17 protein-coding genes are annotated in these 16847 nt (G+C 55.0%); 11 read left to right on the forward strand and 6 right to left on the reverse strand.

From position 1 onward, the window contains the following. Window position 1: 1 nt before the first annotated feature. The 5 genes from CUC55_RS05755 to CUC55_RS05775 form a co-directional block, all read right to left on the reverse strand. A complete protein-coding gene (locus CUC55_RS05755; protein ID WP_067652211.1) occupies window positions 2-763 on the reverse strand; it encodes a sugar phosphate isomerase/epimerase family protein in 762 nt (253 codons plus the stop codon). A gap of 48 nt (window positions 764-811) precedes the next feature. Beyond that, complete coding sequence (locus tag CUC55_RS05760) at window positions 812-1900, reverse strand: ABC transporter ATP-binding protein (RefSeq protein ID WP_103087236.1); 1089 nt, start codon at window positions 1898-1900, stop codon at window positions 812-814. Window positions 1901-1905: 5 nt separating this feature from the next. Next, window positions 1906-2847, reverse strand: a complete 942-nt coding sequence (locus CUC55_RS05765) for a carbohydrate ABC transporter permease (RefSeq protein ID WP_067652218.1) — start codon at window positions 2845-2847, stop codon at window positions 1906-1908. Then, window positions 2840-3742 carry a carbohydrate ABC transporter permease gene (locus CUC55_RS05770; RefSeq protein ID WP_103087237.1) on the reverse strand — a complete coding sequence of 301 codons (903 nt, stop codon included), beginning with the start codon at window positions 3740-3742 and terminating at the stop codon, window positions 2840-2842. The genes CUC55_RS05765 and CUC55_RS05770 overlap by 8 nt, the downstream gene beginning before the upstream one ends. 153 nt (window positions 3743-3895) lie before the next feature. Continuing rightward, complete coding sequence (locus tag CUC55_RS05775; RefSeq protein ID WP_103087238.1) at window positions 3896-5131, reverse strand: ABC transporter substrate-binding protein; 1236 nt, start codon at window positions 5129-5131, stop codon at window positions 3896-3898. Between the two features lie 611 nt (window positions 5132-5742). Here CUC55_RS05775 and CUC55_RS05780 point away from each other — a divergent pair. From CUC55_RS05780 to CUC55_RS05830, 11 genes are all read left to right on the forward strand, one after another. Continuing rightward, window positions 5743-5976, forward strand: coding sequence for a hypothetical protein (locus CUC55_RS05780; RefSeq protein ID WP_157940922.1), 234 nt, complete (start codon window positions 5743-5745; stop codon window positions 5974-5976). A 6-nt stretch (window positions 5977-5982) separates the two neighbouring features. Then, the gene (locus tag CUC55_RS05785) at window positions 5983-6297 is read left to right on the forward strand and encodes an STAS domain-containing protein (protein ID WP_067652231.1); all 315 of its coding nucleotides are present in this window, start codon (window positions 5983-5985) and stop codon (window positions 6295-6297) included. Further along, entirely contained in the window at window positions 6294-6662 is a 369-nt protein-coding gene (locus CUC55_RS05790) for a response regulator (protein WP_103087239.1), read from the forward strand. The genes CUC55_RS05785 and CUC55_RS05790 overlap by 4 nt, the downstream gene beginning before the upstream one ends. Continuing rightward, a complete protein-coding gene (locus CUC55_RS05795) occupies window positions 6659-8647 on the forward strand; it encodes a chemotaxis protein CheA (RefSeq protein ID WP_103087240.1) in 1989 nt (662 codons plus the stop codon). Before CUC55_RS05790 ends, CUC55_RS05795 begins: the two co-directional genes overlap by 4 nt. Then, on the forward strand, window positions 8644-9186 hold the full coding sequence (locus CUC55_RS05800) for a chemotaxis protein CheW (protein WP_103087241.1): 543 nt from the start codon (window positions 8644-8646) through the stop codon (window positions 9184-9186). Before CUC55_RS05795 ends, CUC55_RS05800 begins: the two co-directional genes overlap by 4 nt. A 1-nt stretch (window position 9187) precedes the next feature. Continuing rightward, the gene (locus CUC55_RS05805; protein ID WP_103087242.1) at window positions 9188-11005 is read left to right on the forward strand and encodes a methyl-accepting chemotaxis protein; all 1818 of its coding nucleotides are present in this window, start codon (window positions 9188-9190) and stop codon (window positions 11003-11005) included. 173 nt (window positions 11006-11178) lie between these two features. Then, on the forward strand, window positions 11179-12873 hold the full coding sequence (locus tag CUC55_RS05810; protein WP_103087243.1) for a methyl-accepting chemotaxis protein: 1695 nt from the start codon (window positions 11179-11181) through the stop codon (window positions 12871-12873). Window positions 12874-12990: 117 nt separating this feature from the next. Then, complete coding sequence (locus tag CUC55_RS05815) at window positions 12991-13485, forward strand: chemotaxis protein CheW (protein ID WP_103087244.1); 495 nt, start codon at window positions 12991-12993, stop codon at window positions 13483-13485. Window positions 13486-13499: 14 nt separating this feature from the next. Then, the gene (locus tag CUC55_RS05820; RefSeq protein ID WP_103087245.1) at window positions 13500-14348 is read left to right on the forward strand and encodes a CheR family methyltransferase; all 849 of its coding nucleotides are present in this window, start codon (window positions 13500-13502) and stop codon (window positions 14346-14348) included. An 8-nt stretch (window positions 14349-14356) separates the two neighbouring features. Continuing rightward, window positions 14357-15445: a protein-glutamate methylesterase/protein-glutamine glutaminase gene (locus CUC55_RS05825; protein WP_103087246.1), complete on the forward strand. Its 1089-nt coding sequence runs from the start codon at window positions 14357-14359 to the stop codon at window positions 15443-15445. A gap of 119 nt (window positions 15446-15564) precedes the next feature. Then, window positions 15565-16257 (forward strand): ParA family protein, encoded by a 693-nt coding sequence (locus tag CUC55_RS05830; protein WP_103087310.1) that lies wholly within the window; start codon window positions 15565-15567, stop codon window positions 16255-16257. 79 nt (window positions 16258-16336) lie between these two features. On the opposite strand, the gene CUC55_RS05835 is transcribed toward CUC55_RS05830, so the two are convergent. Beyond that, window positions 16337-16837 carry a hypothetical protein gene (locus tag CUC55_RS05835; protein WP_067652257.1) on the reverse strand — a complete coding sequence of 167 codons (501 nt, stop codon included), beginning with the start codon at window positions 16835-16837 and terminating at the stop codon, window positions 16337-16339. Window positions 16838-16847 lie beyond the last annotated feature (10 nt).

The following is a 16847-nucleotide window of genomic DNA, read 5'->3' on the forward strand; positions in this document are numbered from 1 at the left end:
ATTAATACGTATTGAAGGATGCGATGGAACGCGTGATCAGTTGGTCTACATCTTTGGGATTATCGTGCTCGACCACGTAATATTTGACGGCAGTCTTCTTCAGCACGTCCACAAGCCCCTTCCAATCCACGGTTCCTTGACCGACATCTGCCCAACCGTCCTCGTCGGTATTTTCACCCGCTGGTGCGATATCCTTGACATGCACTGCGGTGATGCGGCTGGCATAGCGCTCGATCCACTCGAACGGATCAGCTTTTCCGCGGATGATCCAGGCGATGTCTGCTTCCCATTCCAGCTCAGGTCCACCGGCAAAAATCTGATCCTGCGGCGTGGAGCCGTCGTCCAGCTTTACGAATTCGAAATCATGGTTGTGCCAACCAAATGCAAGGCCCGCATCACGAAAAGGCTTGGCAGCGTCTTGTAGGCGCTTGCCGAAGGAAAGCCAGCCCGCGGCATCGCTTGGACGCTGATCGGGCAAGAGATAGGGGCAATAGATCGCCTGAATGCCCAGAATTTTCGCGATGTTGAGCGCTTTCTGTGGCTCTCCTTCCAGCATATCGAGACCGAAATGTCCTGTCGGCATGGTCAGATTGTTCGCATCGAGATCGCTGCGCAGTGCCTTCAAGGCTGCATCGTCCATCGCGCCATAAATGCCGCCGAACCCTTCGACGTGGGCATATCCCGCCGCCGATAATTTCTTTAAAACATCCGAAAGGGGCGGAAAATTGCGGGCGCTATAGAGTTGGAAACCGAGTTTCGTCATGTGTCTCTCCTGACATTGGGACTGTGTCCGGTGGAAATGTGTTTGTGTTCAGATGCGATCTTCTGTTGCCGCATCGAAAAGCGAGGCCATCGACATATCGAAGGCGAGTTTGACCTTGGTGCCAGGTGCAAAGCGTCTATGGCCGCCGACACGAACTGACAGTGTATGTCCGGCAAGCTTCAGCCAGATCAGGTTATCCGCACCCATCGGTTCTTCGATATCGACGACAGCATCGTGGATTTCGCCGCTGGTGATATCGCTATCGACCCGCACATGTTCCGGCCTTACGCCAAGCACAGCCGAGGTGCCCGGATTGAGTGCAGACGAAGCGTCATATCCATCCAGCGTGAAGCTGACGCCGTTGGTGACGAAAAGAACTTTACCGTCCTTTTCAACCAGTTCGCCGCGCAGGAAGTTCATCGAAGGTGAACCGATGAAACCCGCCACAAAAAGGTTTTTCGGCTTGTTGTAGATCGAGATCGGATCATCCAACTGCTGAATGACACCGCNTTTCATGATCGCGATCCGGTCTGCCAGCGTCAGCGCCTCGATCTGGTCGTGCGTGACATAGATCATTGTGTTTTTCAGCGCCTGATGAAGCCGCTTGATTTCCACGCGCAGTTCAGAACGCAACTTGGCGTCGAGGTTGGAGAGGGGTTCATCGAACAGGAATACATCGACGTCTCGTACCAGCGCACGTCCAATGGCCACACGCTGCCGTTGGCCGCCGGAAAGTTCTGCGGGTTTGCGTTTCAACAGCGGTTCGATCTGGAGAATACCGGCGGCGCGCTTGACGCGCTTGTCGATTTCTTCCTTCGGAACTTTGGCGACCTGCAAACCGAAGGACAGGTTCTTTTCCACCGTCATCTGTGGGTAGAGGGCGTAAGACTGGAACACCATGCCGATGCCGCGATCTTTCGGCTCTTCCCAGGTGACGTTTCTGTCCTTGATGAAGATTTGTCCGTCGGTCGGTTCCAGCAAACCGGCGATGCAATTGAGCAAAGTGGACTTCCCACAACCGGACGAGCCGAGAAGGACGAGGAACTCCCCTTCATAAATATCGAGGTTGAGGTCTGAGAGCACGTTGACCGCGCCAAATGACAGGGACAGGTCGCGAATGGAGACGCTTTTATTCATGAAGCTTAACCCTTGACTGCGCCTGCGGCGATGCCGCGGACAAAAAGTCTACCTGAAACGAAATAGACGAACAGCGGAACGGCACCGGTCAGTAGGGTGGCCGCCATATTGACGTTGTATTCCTTCACGCCCTGAACCGAGTTGACGATATTGTTGAGCTGAACCGTCATCGGATAATATTCCGGTCTTGTGAACACGACGCCGAAGAGAAAGTCGTTCCAGATGCCCGTGACCTGCAGGATCATCGCCACCACGAAAATCGGTAGCGACATGGGCGCCATGATGCGGAAATAGATTTGCCAGAAATTCGCACCATCGATACGCGCCGCTTTGAACAACTCCTCCGGCAGTCCGGCGAAGTAGTTACGAAACAGCAGGGTAAGAATCGGCATGCCGAAAATGGTGTGAACGATGATGAGGCCGGTCAATGTTCCGTAGACACCCAATTCGCGCAGCACGATCACGATCGGATAAATCATGACCTGATAGGGAATGAAGGCTCCGATGATGAGAATGGAAAAGAAAAACTCAGAGCCTTTGAACTTCCAGTTGGCCAGCGCATAGCCGCTGACGGAAGCAATCAGGATCGACACGAAGGTCGATGGGATCATGATGCGCACCGAGTTCCAGAAACCGCGAGAAAGACCATCGCAGTTCAAACCCGTGCAGGCATTGGACCACGCCTTGACCCAAGGCTCGAAGGTAATTTCCATCGGCGGGGCAAAAATGTTGCCCATGCGAATTTCGGGCATGCCTTTCAGCGATGTCACTATCATCACGTAAAGCGGCAGCAGGTAATAGAGCGCGGCGACGAACAGGCTGCCGTAGAGGATGATATTACGTCGGGATATGCGCTTGCGCGGCTTGCGTCCGCGTGGGCCGCCAAGTTGAGAGGACACGGGGTCCACTCCGGCAGCGACCGTATTGAGCGTCGAAATATTAGCCACGTTTGCGCCCTCCGAATTCGAGATAGGCCCATGGGACGACGATGATGGCGACGGTGAGCAACATCATCGTGGACGCTGCAAAGCCCTGCCCCAGATTCTGTGCCTGAAACATGTAGTCATAGACATATTTCGCAGGGACTTCGGAGGCGATGCCGGGTCCACCGCTGGTCTGTGCCACGACCAGATCGTAGACCTTGACGATACCACTGGCGATAATCACGAGCGTGGTGATGAAAACCGGGCGCATCATGGGAATGACGATGAGAATATAGGTCTTCCACATCGGGATACCGTCAACCCGCGAGGCCTTCCAGATGTCCTCATCGATACCGCGCAGACCCGCGAGCATAAGGCACATGACGAGACCCGTTCCCTGCCAGAGTGCCGCAATCAGGATGCCATAAATGACGAAATCCGAATTATAGAGCGGGTCGAATGTAAAGCTTTCCCAGCCAAGGGACCGAACGACGGCTTGGATGCCGAATTCCGGGTTCAACAGCCACTGCCAAACAAGGCCGGTAACGATGAAAGACAAAGCGNAAGGATAAAGGAAAATGGTTCTGAAGGTATTTTCAAAACGGANTTTCTGATCCATCAGCGCTGCCAGCACAAAGCCGATCACTAGGCTGNAAATCAGAGAAAGAATGCCGTATATGGCCAGATTCTGGATCGAGATGATCCAGCGAGGCGCGGCCCAAAGGCGCTCATATTGCTCGAAACCGATGAAGGTTGCACGCGGCAAGAGCTTCGAATTGGTGAAGGAATAAACGACTGTCCAGATCGTTCCGCCCATGAAGATGACCATCGCGGTCAGGATCATAGGGATAGATGCAATCTTTGAATTCAGATTGCGGAATAGCTGGTTTGGACGACCAGAATGGCTTTTCACTGCCATGCCCCACTCCTTATCAATCGTAGAGGTTGATCGTGCCGCGGGTAGCCTTGAAAGCATATCCCGCCGCACAGTTTCCAGACGCGCCAATGCGCTCCATGTCTGGCAAGGAGGTGCCTGCGGCGGCATGTTAAACCACCGCACACAGGCAAGCTATCAGTCAGCGGAACCGATGATATCAGCGAAGCGCTTCTGCGCAGCTTCAGCCGTCAGAGATGAATTGGCGAAGAATTCCGCCATCAAATCTTCCTTCTGCNTTTGCGTATCGGCGGAAATGAGCTGATCCGTGCTTGTCAGGGCGTTGCCCTTGGCGAGAATCGCCAGACCCTTTTTCATGCAGTCATTAGCCGTGCCTAAGTCGACATCGCCTCTGATGGGAAGCGAGCCCTTCTTCAGGTTGAATGCAAGCTGGGTTTTGGGATCAACGATCACTTCGGCAAGAACTTCCTGCGCCTTCGACTTCGCATCGTCTTTCAGCAGTGGGAAATAAAACGCATCACCGCCCGTGGTCAGATATTCGTTCAGACCCAGGCCCGGAAGGCAGGTGTAGTCGGTTCCTGCTTTCATGTTGGCAAGCTGAAACTCGCCTTGCGCCCAGTCACCCATGACCTGACCACCCGCCTTGCCGGTGATGACCATGTTGGTCGCCTGGTTCCAGTCCTGAACATTCGAGCCCTTGGCAAGCTTGCGCGCTTCATCGGCAGCAGCGAAAATCTTCTGCATGTCAGGGCCCGCCGCAACCTCGGCGTCCTTGTCCTTATAGACCTTTTCGTAAAGGTCCTTGCCGCCCATCGAAATGACCAGCGTATCGAACAGACCATTCGCCTGCCATGCTTGCCCACCGAGAGCCAAAGGCTGTATTCCGGCTTTCTGAAGCGCTGGGCCAGCCGCGATGAACTCGGTCCAGTTTTTCGGAACTTCTACGCCAGCGGTCTTGAAAGCGGCGTTGGAAAGCCACAGCCATTGCCATGAGTGAATATTGACGGGCGCACAGTATANTTTACCGTCTATTGTGCAGCTGTCGAGCAAGCTTGCTGGCTTGATGACGTCTTTCCATTTGCCTTTTTCAGCGACATCCGTGAGATCCCGCATCAATCCAGATTGCGCAAGCTCTTCTGCTTGACGACCGTGATTGAACTGCGTGGCGCCCATCGGGTCACCACCGGTTATGCGGCTGATCATGATTGGGCGGGCAGTGCCGCCTGAGCCAGCTATCGCACCATCCACCCACTTATTTCCGGTTGCATCAAACGCCTTGGCTAGCTCTCCCACCGCAGCAGCTTCACTGCCCGATGTCCACCAGTGCGTCACTTCCAAGTCAGTGGCCCCCGCAATACCTGCAGGTAACATGACACCGGCCGCCAAGGCAGCCAAAATAGAACGTATGCGCATGAGTCTCCTCCCTCACTGAAACGTTGCCGTAAAAGCCTATGCGAAACATCCTGGTTCTGCAACAGCATCAGCCNAAAAAAATAAAAATCNAAATAAACCTTTTATTTCAATGATTTGTCCGATTTAAAAATTACGGCGTGAGGGGCATTACCGTAAAATACAATCTGTCGGCACCAAGACAGCCGTTTAATGGTTTCAACCACCTACAATCAGGGNAAATATGCTTCAGAGTCATGTGGCGGTATGATCATGACACACAAGTGTTCCAACGTTCATGGCGCAGCGAACTCGACCAAAATCAAACGTAGACACCTGCAACATGAACATAAAATATGTATCTAAGGTAGTAAAAATATTGTCATTGCAGAAAAACAGCATATTACCACAGTTTAATCACAACTCTTAAAATACCACCACTAATCGCAACCGTGATTAACCGTGCCTTAACCACTACACCCCTACAAATAGTCGAATATGATGAACAGCTACGAGACATAACGATTAATCGTTGGATTGTACCGTTATCGTGCCGGGTCGCATGAAGCCTGCCCGAACTTCAAAAAATGAATGGATTTGGATCGCTTTCTTGCTTTTGCAAAGACGGCGTTGTCATGGCTGTGTCTGAACACCACGGAAGTTCGAAAGCTGTTCGTGCAGCAATCGACAAACACCTTGGTGTTTTCAGCGGCAACGCCGTGCTCGTGCGCCGCAACATAGCCAGACAGGCACAAATCTCCAAAACATACATCGATGCGGAAATGTCAGACAGCACTGGCGGATTCAGCGTCGCAAGACACGTGACGGGCGATTTTCGCTGGCCAGAATTCAAGACAGCCGGGAAGTAGGAACTGATGACGCCAGAAATACTCAATTTGCCTCCCTCGCTCTCCATACGCGGAATCGCGACCGTGCATGAGAGCCTGCTTGACGCGCTTCAGATGCATAAAGCCGTCACTATCGACATTCCCTCAGATGCCCATACCGATTTGAGCTTCATCCAGCTCATCGAAGCCTCGAGGGTCTATGCACGTGCGAACGGCAAGTACATCACCCTCACGAAACCAGCCTCACCAGGTGTCGTCGATACCCTTCGCCGGGGCGGGTTTCTCACGAATATGGACGAGGCCTCTCGCCTCTTCTGGCTGCATGGAAAGGAAATTCAATGAGCGCCAATATTCTTACCGTCGATGACTCTGCCAGCATCAGAATGACGACCAAAATCGCACTGACAAATGCAGGTTATCACGTGACGGAAGCGGTCGATGGCGCGGATGGACTGACGAAGGCGAAGGCCGGTTCTTTCGATATTATCGTCACCGATCTGAACATGCCGAACATGAACGGCCTGGAAATGATCGAAGCCTTGAGGCAGTCGCCAGCCCATACCGGCATACCCATCATATTCCTGACCACGGAATCAGACGCGGACATGAAGGCTCGGGCGAAAGCCGCAGGCGCGACGGGTTGGGTCACCAAGCCTTTCGATCCTGNAAACCTCGTCAAAATCGTTAAAAAGGTTCTTGGTAGATGAACATACTGGACCCCATTCAGGTTTTCAGAACAGAGGCAGCCGAGCTTTTCGAACAGATCGAAAGCGGCTTGCTGGACCTGTTGCATGACCTGTCCAACCAAGGACAGATCGACGCCGTGTTTCGCGGCCTGCATACCCTCAAGGGGTCCGGAGCCATGTTTGGTTTCGAAGCCTTGGCCGCCTTCACCCACCACTGTGAAACCGCGTTCGACCGCGTCCGCAAGGGTGAAGTTCCCGCCAGTAGCGAACTGATCGCGGCAGTGCTCGAGGCGCAGGACCACATGCGCCGCCTCGTTGATAATCCGGCCACGGCTTTTCCAGAAACAGGCGATCGCCTGCTGGCAAAATTACAAGCCGCAGTCGGTTCAGACGGCGCAGCCGTCCCTCACAAGGGCCAAACTGTCGCCGCGACAAAAGCGGATGAGCCCTCTACCGCAACGTGGCAAATCAATTTCAGCCTGCCTGCAAACTCCATGGCAAACGGCACGAACCCATTGGGGCTTCTGGATGAGTTGGCGGAACTTGGCGATTGCGCCATTACCGTGAATACGAGCGCGATTCCCTCGCTTGATCTCATCGACCCAACCAATCTGTACCTTTCCTGGGCGATCACGCTGACGACGGATCAACCACGCTCGGCCATCGATGACGNTTTCATCTTCGTCATGGACGACATGGAAATAGACGTCNAAAAAATCTCGAGCGAGCCAGCGCCCGCAACCGAAATCGTCCAGCCGCTGGCACCGGTCGAGGAAGCAGCCAAGGCAAATACCGCAGCCCAGGCAAATACCGATGGCAAACAGAACAGGAGTGCGGAAAATGTTCGCGTTCCTGCCGAGCGTCTTGACGAATTGATGGATCGTGTCGGAGAGCTGGTGATCGCTCAATCGCGGCTTTCCCAGTTGGCCAATACGAGTGTCGATATCCAGCTTCGCTCGGTTTCTGAAGATGTTGAGCGCCTTTCCGGTGAACTTCGCGACACCATGATGGTGCTTCGCATGGTGCCGATCTCGCAATTGTTCAGTCGTTTTCGCCGCCTCGTCCACGACCTTGCCCGCGAAACCGGAAAGCAGATCGAACTTCTGACCGAAGGGGAAAGCACCGAGGTCGACAAGGTCGTGATCGAACGTCTGGCCGACCCTCTCGTGCACCTCGTCCGAAATTCCTGCGACCACGGGCTGGAAACGCCCGAAGAACGTGTCGCCGCTGGCAAAAATCCAGCGGGTCAGGTCACACTGGTGGCCCGCCAGTCTGGCGGCGACGTCACCATTACCATCCGTGATGACGGTCGTGGCATCGACCGCGACAGGGTGCGAGCGAAGGCTGAATCATCAGGTCTTGTTGCTGCTGGCGCAACCTTGTCCGATCAGGAACTTCTACAGATGATTTTCGAGCCGGGTTTCTCCACGGCAGCGCAGGTCACAAACCTCTCAGGCCGAGGCGTCGGCATGGATGTCGTGAAAAAGACGATAGAGGGATTGCGCGGCACCATCAACGTCAGCAGCACACCTGGTGCCGGTTCCGAGATAACGCTAGCCATCCCGCTGACACTGGCCATCATCGATGGTCTTTTGGTGCGGGTCGGTTCTGGCTGCTATGTCATTCCCCTGTCGGCAGTGGAAGAATGCCTTGAGCTGACGCCTGAAAACGACATGAAATCCCGCGGCCGCTCTTTCATCTCGCTGCGCGAAAGTCTCGTTCCCTTTATTCGCCTTCGTGAGCTGTTCCATACCGGCACGACGCCTGACCAGTTCCAGAAAGTCGTCGTTATTTCAACGGGTTCAGAGCGCGTTGGCCTCGTTGTCGATCAGATCATCGGAGACCACCAGACGGTGATCAAGGCGATGTCGAAACTGCATCACGACGTTGCAACATTCTCCGGTGCGACCATTCTCGGTGACGGCAGTGTCGCCCTCATCCTCGATGTCGGACACCTCGTGACCGCAGGACAGCAGCAGGAGGCGCAGATGCGTATTGCCGGATGAACCAGCCTAGATTGAAACAGCCAGAAGAGCTCTGGGGCTCTCAAGAGGATCTCGAGGTTCTCACCTTCAGCATCGAGGGCGAAACCTTTGCCATCGAAGCCGTTCAGGTTCAGGAAATCCTGGATCTTTTGCCAGAAACCGCGGTGCCTGGCAGCAAGCCATTTGTGGCCAGTGTCATCAACTTTCGCGGCAAAGTCATTCCGTTGGCGGATATTCGCCTGGCCTTTGGCATGGGTGCTGCGGAAAAAACAATCGATAGCCGCATCATCGTCATCGAGCTTCCGCTTGATGGTGAGCGAACATTGGTCGGCCTTCGCACCGATAAGGTCTACGAGGTTACAACCTTTTCCAGAACGGCGAGCGAGCAGCCTCCGAGCGTTGGAATGCGGTGGCGTNCCGACTACATCAAATGCCTCGTCAAACGCGGCAGCGAGTTCGTCATTCTTCCGAATCTCAATGCAATCTTCACCTCACAGCCGGACACATCCGTGAAAGGCACTTCCCGCAACAACGTCATCGACCTCTCTAAGGAATTCTAAAATGCGATTTACCATTAAAATGAAGCTAGCTGTCGCATTCGGATTCCTGATCTTGATGCTTGCAGGAACAGCCGGATACGGCATTTACAGCCTCGGCTTGGCCAAGGACGCAATGGACGAGGTGGTGGACGGCACCGTTGTTCGTCTGGACAAGACACACCAGATAAATGCGCTGTCACTTTCGACCGTACGCTCCCAGAAAAACCTCATTCTGGCGACGTCGNCCCAGGAAGTTCAAAAGCACATCGCCGCCAGCGACGAAACGCGGACGGAAATGAACAAGATGATCGCCGACATGGCGGCCACAGCCAGCCCCCAGACGCGCAACTACTGGATAGAGCTACAGGCAATTACCAAAGCGTTCGAAAACAGTGACGACCGCGTTCGCGAATATATCCAAGAAGGCAACGCATCTGCCGCGTCCACCTATTCGTCGGGAGACGGTCGCGTGTCCGCAAATGCTCTGACGCAGAAGCTCGATCAGGGCGTCGAGATGAACCGCGCACGTCTTGAAGAAGCCAAAGTCTCCACCACTGCCGACTACGAGCAAACGCGCATGCTGCTGGTTTGCGCATCGATCGCCTCAGTTGTCATTGCCGTGTTCACGGCTCTTTGGATTGCTCTCGGCATCAGCAGCGGCTTGCGTAAGATCTTGGTCGTTGCGGAAGCCGTTTCGATCGGTGACCTCAACCAGGATGTCGAGATCAAAACGAACGACGAAATCAAGGACCTGGTGACGCGCATCAACGTCATGACTGGAAACCTGCGCAACACCGCAGGCGTGGCGAACGAAATTGCCGATGGTAATCTGACAATCACGCCGACGCCACTATCCGACAAGGATACGCTGGGTATTGCCTTGCAGCGCATGGTCGAGCGTCTTCGCGGCGTTGTTGCCGATGCGCTGACCGCCGCCGATAATGTCTCTTCCGGTAGCCAGGAACTGTCCGCAAGCTCGGAACAGCTTTCGCAAGGTGCCACCGAGCAGGCCTCTTCTGCCGAAGNAGCATCTGCTTCGATGGAACAGATGGCAGCCAACATCAAGCAGAACGCCGATAACGCCGCACAGACCGAAAAAATCGCACGCCAGTCCTCCAAGGATGCGGAAGCCAGTGGCGAGGCTGTCGGTCGTGCAGTTACCGCCATGCGGACCATCGCCGAGAAGATTTCTATTGTTCAGGAAATCGCTCGCCAGACAGACCTTCTCGCATTGAACGCCGCCGTTGAAGCCGNCCGCGCNGGTGAACATGGCAAGGGCTTCGCCGTCGTCGCATCTGAAGTTCGCAAACTTGCAGAACGTAGCCAGGCTGCGGCAGCCGAAATCTCGTCTCTGTCGGGTGTTACGGTACAGGTTGCGACCGAAGCTGGCGAAATGTTGAACCGCCTCGTTCCAGATATCCGCAAGACAGCGGAACTGGTTTCGGAAATCTCTGCCGCATGCCGTGAGCAGGATATTGGCGCCAGCCAGATCAATGAGGCGATCCAGCAACTGGACCTCGTGACCCAGCAGAACTCAGGCGCTTCCGAAGAGATGTCGGCCACCTCCGAGGAATTGGCAGCCCAGGCTGAAGAGCTTCAGGCGAGCATCGCCTTCTTTAGAGTGGAGCGCGGCAATACAAGCCCAGGACCGAGAGCCCAGGCTCAAACACNGGCGNCCGCCCCTGCACCTCGACCTGCTGCAAAACCAGCTGCTCCAGTGCGCCGCCCGACACAGGACCACTCCATTCATTCACAACAGGCACGCGCAAAGGGTTTCGCGCTTGATATGTCGATGGGTGGCCCGGATGCCAACGACGCGGACTTCCGCGAAAGCGCCTAACAATCAAAAGACATAGGCTTGGGGAAGATTTTCCCCAAGCCCGTCATATGGATGCGACGATGATTGTCCCGCATTTTATCGCGAAAAGTGAATGCATCACTCCAAGCGCGATTCAGGGGTAGCGAATACCCTTAACGCCCATCACTTCGAGCGCTATTCTTAAAGGACATATCATGCGGTTCACGATCAAACTGAAACTTGGCCTGATCTTTGGTCTACTTGTCCTCCTCATGGCGGCATGTGCTGTCTTCGGCATTAATGGCTTGCGGGAAATGGATGGACTGAAGGACAGCATGATTAGCGGTCCCATCCATCAGGACGATGTTGCCAATGACATCGCCGGCGCATTCGACGGTCTTGGTTTGGCCGAGAGTGACCTGCTTCTTTCGACATCGCCTGAGCGTATGCNAAATGCGTTGGTAATGATCGAAACCGAGCGTAAGAACTTCACAGAAGCCCTCGCAACTGGCGAGCAAAGTGCGTCGGAAGAGTTCAAACCAAAGTGGGCAGAAATTCGCAGTTTTTGGGGTAATTTTATAGCCCTTCAGGATCGCGTCATCAATCTGGTGAAATCCAATAATCGTGAGCAGGCGCTAGAACTCAATCAGAACGACGGAACAGTCGCATCTGAAAAGCTCGATGCTATGACGGNAAACCTCGCCGTCTTGACGGAAGAGGGTATCGGGGCTTCCGACAAGGCCAGCGAAGCTGCTTATAACAGCACGTTCACGACGCTGTTGAGCCTAGCTATTGTGGCCGCCATTATCTCTTTGATTTCTGCCGTTTTGATTTCGATCTCCATCAGCCGTGGCCTCAACAAGGCAATCGTTTCCGTTCGAAATGTCTCCGAAGGCAATCTGACGACCATGGCCGCTGTCACGACGCGCGACGAAATCGGCACACTTCTCGAGCATGTGAACACGATGATCGAACGCCTTCGCGGCGTGGTGTCGGACTCGATTTCCGCTGCAGAAAACGTCTCGTCGGGAAGCCAGGAACTGTCCGCCAGTTCCGAGCAGGTCTCACAGGGTGCGACGGAACAGGCATCTTCGACAGAAGAAGCATCCGCTTCGATGGAACAGATGGCTGCAAACATCCGCCAGAACGCTGAAAATGCCGCACAGACGGAAAAGATCGCCCGCCAGTCTTCTACCGATGCCGAAGCCAGTGGCGCTGCCGTTGGCCGGGCTGTGATTGCCATGCGCACCATTGCCGAAAAGATTTCCATCGTTCAGGAAATCGCACGTCAGACAGACCTTCTCGCCCTCAACGCCGCTGTCGAAGCAGCCCGTGCAGGCGAACATGGCAAGGGCTTTGCGGTGGTCGCATCTGAAGTGCGCAAACTTGCCGAACGCAGCCAGTCCGCTGCGGCTGAAATCAGCTCCATGTCCAGCGAAACCGTAAAGGCCGCCGCCGATGCGGGCGAAATGTTGAACCGCCTGGTCCCCGATATCCGAAAGACGGCAGAACTGGTGGCCGAAATTTCAGCCGCTTGCCGCGAGCAGGATATCGGCGCCAACCAGATCAACGAAGCTATCCAGCAGCTCGACAAGGTGACGCAGCAGAATACCAGCGCATCCGAGGAAATGTCTGCAACGTCGGAAGAGCTGGCAGCACAGGCTGAAGAGTTGCAGGCAAGCATCGCCTTCTTCAAGGTTGACCGCCCCTCGATTGCGTCCCGCGCGCAGCCACAGCCTCAAAATTCGCACCGTCCAATCCATAAACCCGCGCCAGCATCAAGAACGGCGAACCGCAAACAGAGCGACAATTCGATCGGTGGCCAGCANGCACGTGCAAAAGGCTTCACACTTGATCTTTCCATGGGTGGACCGGACGCGGACGACCAGGATTTCCGTCATTCCGCATGATGTCCACACGCTATCCGGCGCGGGAGGGTTTTATGCCCATCCGCGCCGGATCATTCCGGCACGGCAATTGAACAGCGCAACTTGACGAATATGCCCAGGACTTTGGAGAAAACGTAAATGGCGAGCCCATCCACTCAAACTCAATACGTAACTTTTAGTCTTGGTGAGGAAGTCTTCGCCGTGCCCGTGGATGTCGTCCGCGAAATTCTCGATCACGAAGACGCATTTAAAATTCCTCACGGGCCAGACTATCTTCTCGGTCTGCGCGACGTTCGCGGTCAGGGCGTTCCCGTCATCGATCTTCGTCTGCGTCTGGGCATGTCCNAAACGATCAAGACGCCCCACACCCGGATACTGGTTCTCGACATTCCGTTCGGTGAAAAGGCGCTAGCCTTGGGCTTGGTTGCCGACAAGGTTTTCGAGGTGACGCCGTTCAATCTCGACCAAATCGAAACCGCACCTGATATCGGCATACGCTGGAATTCCAGCTACATCGCAGGCGTCGTTCGTCGTGAGGGAGACTTTGTCGTCATTATCGATCTTGCACAGCTGTTTTCAGGCGAAGCAAGCGATCTTGCCAAGGTCAATGCCGGACCGATGCGCGCCGCGTGAAAGGAATCCAAGAGTTGAGTACTGCTGTAAGCGTAAATTTCGACGACAGCCTGAACACACGCGATTTTCGGGAACTCTCCAGTTTCATCTACGACTACTGCGGCATCAAAATGCCGGAAACAAAGCGGTCCATGCTGGAGGGCAGGTTGCGCAAGCGTTTACGTGCGACAGGGCACCCGACATTCGGTTCCTATTGCGACTATCTGTTTCGCCACGGCGGAATCGAAACGGAAGCGATATTTCTGATTGACGTTGTCACCACCAACAAGACCGACTTCTTTCGGGAGCCTAACCACTTCGATTTCATGGCCAAATCCGCCCTTCCTGCCTTGGCGAAAAAAGGCTTTGGACGCGTTCGCGCATGGAGCTCGGCATGCTCGACAGGTGCAGAGCCTTACACTATGGCGATGATCATGGCCGACGCCGCTGAAAAAGGCGTGATTTCCGATTTCAACATTCTTGCAACTGACCTGTCCACCGAAGTTCTGGCGAAAGCGCATAGCGGTATCTATCCCCGGGACCTCGTGGACCCCGTGCCGCCGGAATTCAAGCGTAAATATGTGATGCAAGCCAAAGAAAAGCACCGGAACGATGTGCGCATTGCCGCCAAGCTTCGTTCCAAGGTCGGTTTTGCGAGAATGAATCTGATGAACCCGACCTACGAAATCGGCGATCCGGTTCACATTCTGNTTTGCCGAAACGTTCTGATCTATTTCGACAAGAAAACGCAGACCCACGTTTTGAGCCAGCTTTGTAAATGCCTTGTGCCCGGCGGCTATCNTTTGATAGGCCATTCGGAGACGGTGACCGGAATTGACCTGCCCATCAAACAGGTTGCCAACACAANTTTCATGAAACAATAGTCACATATATGACCAAGNAAACACGTGTTCTTATCGTCGATGATTCCGCCAGCGTCCGGCAAACGCTGACCGCGATTCTTCAGGCAGACCCAGACATCGAAGTGATAGGCGCGGCTTCCGATCCCTTCATGGCCGCTCGCAAGATACAGGAAGACCTGCCCGACGTCATAACACTCGATGTTGAAATGCCGCGGATGGATGGCATTACGTTCCTGCGCNAAATCATGTCGCAGCACCCCATTCCGGTGGTCATGTGTTCATCACTCACAGAGGCTGGCTCGGAAACCTTGCTTCAGGCGCTCGAGGCGGGTGCTGTCGACATTATCCTCAAGCCGCGCATTGGCGCTGCCGACCATCTGGCAGAATCCGCCCAACGGATTTGCGAAGTCGTCAAAAGTGCTGCCCACGCCCGCGTCAAAGGCATGAAGACACCTTCGCGCCACGCAATTCCCAACGCGCCACAGGCAAAGTTGACCGCAGACGTCATTCTGCCGCCCCCTTCTGGCAGGGCAATGGCGCGCACGACGGNAATGGTGGTTTGCGTTGGCGCATCGACTGGTGGCACCGAGGCCTTACGTGAGATGCTGGAACGGCTACCGGCCAACGCGCCGGGCATGGTCATCGTGCAGCATATGCCGGAGAAATTCACGGCGGCTTTTGCACGGCGTCTCAACTCGCTCTGCGATGTTGAGATCAAGGAAGCAGAAGACGGTGATACCGTCTTGCGCGGGCATGTGCTGATCGCCCCCGGTGACAAGCACACGCTGCTGGAGCGTCAGGGCGCACGATATTATGTTTCTGTCCGCACCGGCCCCCTCGTCTCCCGTCACCGTCCGTCCGTCGACGTGTTGTTTCGTTCGGCAGCACGTGCGGCGGGATCAAATGCCATGGGTGTGATTATGACCGGAATGGGCGACGATGGTGCGCGCGGAATGCTGGAAATGCATCAGGCTGGCGCATTGACAATCGCTCAGGACGAGGCCTCTTCCGTCGTCTTCGGCATGCCCAAAGAGGCCATTGCCCATGGTGGCGTCGATAAGACAGTGCCGTTGGACCAGATTGCCCGTGAAATCCTGAACGAAGACCGCCGTCGCTAGGAGCGAAATCGCCTGACATCTTTAAGAAAGCATTAATCATAATGGTTAATGATTGGCACGCGCCATGATCTCGGCGTATCGAGCAGACGATGACCGTCTCAGCTTTTATCGGATCAATCATGGCGGTCATCACATTCGCAAACACCAAAGGCGGCGCGGGCAAGACGACAGCAGTTCTGTTGCTCGCATCGGAACTGGTGCGGCGCGGATTGACGGTGTGCGTGATCGATACGGATCCTCAGCGCTGGCTTTCCAAGTGGCGCGAAGCCGCCGATCATCGTGTCGATCTATCCGTCATCACCTATGTTTCGGCATCCAGCTTGCAGCAGCATGTGCTGAACAATCGCTGCAAGTTCGACCACGTCATCATTGATCTACCGGGCGCCCAATCACCGCTTCTGGCAACGGCCGTCGGGCTTTCAAATCATGTCATGATACCTGTGCAGGGCAGCACCATGGATGCGCAGGGTGCTGCGCAGGTCCTCGAACTGCTGCGCTATCTGGATGATCGGGCATCCATCNAAATCCCTCATTCCGTCGTGCTTTCACGTGTCAATTCCATGGTGACGACGCGTGCACTGCTGGCTGCCAAAGCCCTTCTGGCAAAACGCAATGTGCATGTGCTGGATACGCCGATCATCGAACGCGCCGCCTTCCGCGACATGTTCGATTTCGGTGGTTATCTGCACATGATGAACCCGTCGCAGGTCAGCAATCTGGATAAGGCTTTGCAAAATGCGAACGTATATGCCGACGAAGTTCTAAGGCTTTTGCCAGCGCAGTCCGTCGCAAGATATTCAACGGCCGCTTAAAGTACGGACGACAACATCCCCGTCTTCCACTCGGATACCGGGGATGTCATTTGCAACACAGAACACACGTTCAACCGGATCATGGTCTCAGTTTGCGAGCCATATCCTCTAGTGGGCCATGCGGTGGGGGACCATGCCGCGGGCCAAGCGATTCAGTCTGCCCATCCTGGCGAACGAGATAGCTGGCATGCACGAAACCATCGTCAAAGCGNCCCTGTATGGTAACGGCCTCATTGGTGGTGACCAGCTTGCCATCTTCGCCACCTGGACCTGTCTCGATCAGGGCTTTTCCACTGTCGTCCTGCAGCACGAACTTGTTGCCGTAAATCTCGGCGACCGTGCCTTTGATCGTGACAAGGCTGGACGGTGGCATGGCCGAGATCGCAACCGGTGTGATCGGTGCCATCTCCGGCGTTGGCCGCACCAGCTTCATGGCACCGGCGCCACCTGCTGCACCGACCGCAAGTGCAACGACTGCCGCGAGAACCGGCAGCGCAAAACGGCGGCGGTGCTTGTGTGGTGGATGGGCCGGTGCCGAAGCAGGATCGGTGTGCTCGTGGGTCTGATTTTCAGTATTCATTTCAGTGCTC

The sequence above is a fragment of the Agrobacterium bohemicum genome (assembly GCF_002896715.1).
GTDB classification, from domain to species: Bacteria; Pseudomonadota; Alphaproteobacteria; order Rhizobiales; family Rhizobiaceae; genus Agrobacterium; species Agrobacterium bohemicum.